Consider the following 2,757-nt stretch of genomic DNA (forward strand, 5'->3'; position numbering starts at 1 on the left):
CTGCTTACGCTCATTTGTGATCGTAAAGGTCGCAAGCACCATATCTACTTTATTTTCTTCCAACGTTTTTAAACGCTCACTAGCCTTTACGGGTACGAATTCTACCTTGCCCGCCTTGCCACCGAATATATCTTTTGATAGCGCCTCGGCTAGGGTCACCTCAAATCCTTGAAATTTGCCGTCTTCAAATTTACTAAAAGGCGGTTGCGCCTCAAATACGCCTACGCGCACACTGCCCGATTGCCTAATCTCAGATAGGGTATTTGCCACTACACTACTTGTAAATAGCAATAAAATTCCCAAAATTATCTTTTTCATATCGTTCCTTTAATTACAATGATTAGCCTAGCCACGCATCTGCGTCGCTTCGGCAAGCCCTCTTAAGCCGGTCGTATATTATTCGCTCACTTCTCCTTTCGACATTTTTTAAAATTTCTTTACTTTGAAATTTTGCGGCGCATTTTACGCAAATTTCATTTAAAATACATTTAATTTGCGCCGTGATTCAGATCCCAATCGATCTCTCCTAGACCGTGCGCGCGCAGATATTCGTTGCATCTGCTAAAATGCTTGCAGCCGAAAAACGCTCCTCCTGCAAGCGGACTGGGATGAGCGGCGGTTAAAATGAGATGCCTCTGCGCATCTATCAGCGCAGATTTTGCTTTGGCAAAATTTCCCCACAGCATAAAGACTAAATTTTGCCGCTTCGCGCTTAAAATTTTAATCACGGCGTCGGTGAAAGCTTGCCAGCCGAAGCCGCTGTGCGAGTTCGCGCGGTTCGCGCCCACACTAAGGCTCGCATTAAGTAGCAGCACGCCCTGCTTCGCCCAGTAGCTCAGATCACCGCTAGCAGGCTCGCTGATACCCAGATCGCTTTTAATCTCTTTGTAGATATTTACGAGGCTGGGCGGAATTCGTACGCCGCGCGGCACTGAAAAGCTAAGCCCCATCGCTTGATGTGCGCCGTGGTAGGGATCCTGCCCCAAAATCACCGCGCGCACCCGCTCAAACGGAGTGAGATTAAAGGCATTAAAGATCAAATTTCCCGGCGGATAGACGATCTCGCGCGCCTTTGCGGCGAGCAGATTTTCTTTGATCTTCGCAAAATACTCGCTTAAAAATTCCTCCCTCAGCGCCTCTTTCCAGCCGCTCTCAATCCTCACGTCGTCTAAATTTATCTGCATGCTAGCCCTTTAAGCTTTAATGAATTAACGCCCTAATTTTACAATAAATTTTAAAAATAGTCTCGCTCGCACGCGCCACTGCAATCAAAGGCAAATCGCCCGCGCTCTCTCGCCGCCAATCGATCCCACCGATCTATAGGCGCAGCTACACGATCACGATTAAAAGCGCCATAAACAGCAGCAGGGCGATCGTCTTTTTATTATCGTTAAGCAGGCTGCGGATAAAAAGCAAACAAAATCGCGTAGGCAAAAAGCGCTATTGCGAACTCCCACGGGTTGTTTTCTCTGAATTTTAACCTATAAGCGACCCGAAAGCTATATGCGAAAGCAGCGATAAAATTTGAGCCGGTTTCATGCTGTCTTTGTGATCTCCTATTTTATGTAAAACCCATTATATCGTTATTTTATCTACTTCGATAAACGTCCGTAAGACTAAAGTCCAATCTTTCAAATCTTTAAATTTTATCCTAAAGGCTTTTAAATTTAGTTCGCAACGTTATATTAAATCGGTCGTAAGTAAATTTAGCGCACACTATTAATACCCCATTTTATTTATTTGAATTATATTAAGTTCCGGATAAAAAATAACCTCGTGATCATAATCGCTCGGTTGTCCCGATTCGTGCTCTTTTTTGTGCCATATTCGCCTTTTATCGTTCACTATTGCCGTTATATTTAAATTTTTGATTGAACCATATATCAAATACTCCCGACTGCCAGCATAATGATAGGACGGCATCGCCCACGATAGTTTAAATTCATGCAAATTTGTAGTTTCAGCTATACAGTCGGACTCGGAAACAAACTCGTAGCCCTCTTGCAACATTTTTTGTTGCGTCAAAGTAAAGGGCTTATCCGCCTTTATAAAATGCGCGTAACAGATGCAAGTCTGTATTTTTTCACTACACGATAAAGGAGGACTTTTTTTGCGATAAATGAGCAAAGTTTCTCCCTTCGTATTTGTTAAGGCTTCAAATTTAGCCAAATTTTTATTTTCTATATATGAAAAATCCGTATTAAGGGGTGAAAATAGAAAGGCTATAAATAAAACAAACAATATCAATGCCGCAAACGGTAATATCAATGCTGCGAGTATTACAATCTTGATGGCTTTCCACAATGTTTTTAATATCTTTACTGCTTGCATTAAGATTTACCTCCTCTCTATTTTAAAATTTACTGCGGTATTTATAAACCGCACCGCCGATCTTAGCAGCTTTAAAATTTCATCTCGCAAGCTTGCCTCTAAGGCCGTAATACGGATAATCCATCGCCGCGGCGGCGGCCTCTCGCGCAGAGGCGCCTGCAAATTTCTCGATCACGCAAAGACCAAGCTCTATGGAGCTGCTTACGCCGCCTGCGGTGATGATCTCGCCTCCTTCTGGCAGGCTTTCGCGCACTAGCCGCTCGTGCACCACGTCCGCGCAGTAAGGCGCCAGCAGATCGTAGCAAAACGGATGCGTGGTCGCGCGCCTACCTCGCAAAAACCCCGCCGCGCCCAGAAGCAGCGAACCGGTGCAAACGCTAAACTTATACTTCGCATCGCGCGCGGTCGCGAGCCACGAGATGAAGC

General features: G+C 44.7%; 4 protein-coding genes. All 4 read right to left on the reverse strand.

The genetic code is table 11. The annotated features are described in order from the left end of the window. Positions 1–318: transporter substrate-binding domain-containing protein (locus tag Q0369_RS01010; protein ID WP_298094765.1), on the reverse strand; the 318-nt coding region annotated here is incomplete at its 3' end. A 170-nt stretch (positions 319–488) separates the two neighbouring features. Then, complete coding sequence (gene ung / locus Q0369_RS01015; protein WP_298094767.1) at positions 489–1,184, reverse strand: uracil-DNA glycosylase; 696 nt, start codon at positions 1,182–1,184, stop codon at positions 489–491. 535 nt (positions 1,185–1,719) lie between these two features. Further along, a complete protein-coding gene (locus Q0369_RS01020; RefSeq protein WP_298054035.1) occupies positions 1,720–2,331 on the reverse strand; it encodes a hypothetical protein in 612 nt (203 codons plus the stop codon). A gap of 79 nt (positions 2,332–2,410) precedes the next feature. Continuing rightward, positions 2,411–2,757 (reverse strand): DJ-1/PfpI family protein (locus Q0369_RS01025; RefSeq protein WP_298094770.1); only part of this gene is annotated, 347 nt, incomplete at its 5' end.

This window comes from uncultured Campylobacter sp. (assembly GCF_938030685.1).
In the GTDB taxonomy this organism is placed as follows: Bacteria; Campylobacterota; Campylobacteria; order Campylobacterales; family Campylobacteraceae; genus Campylobacter_B.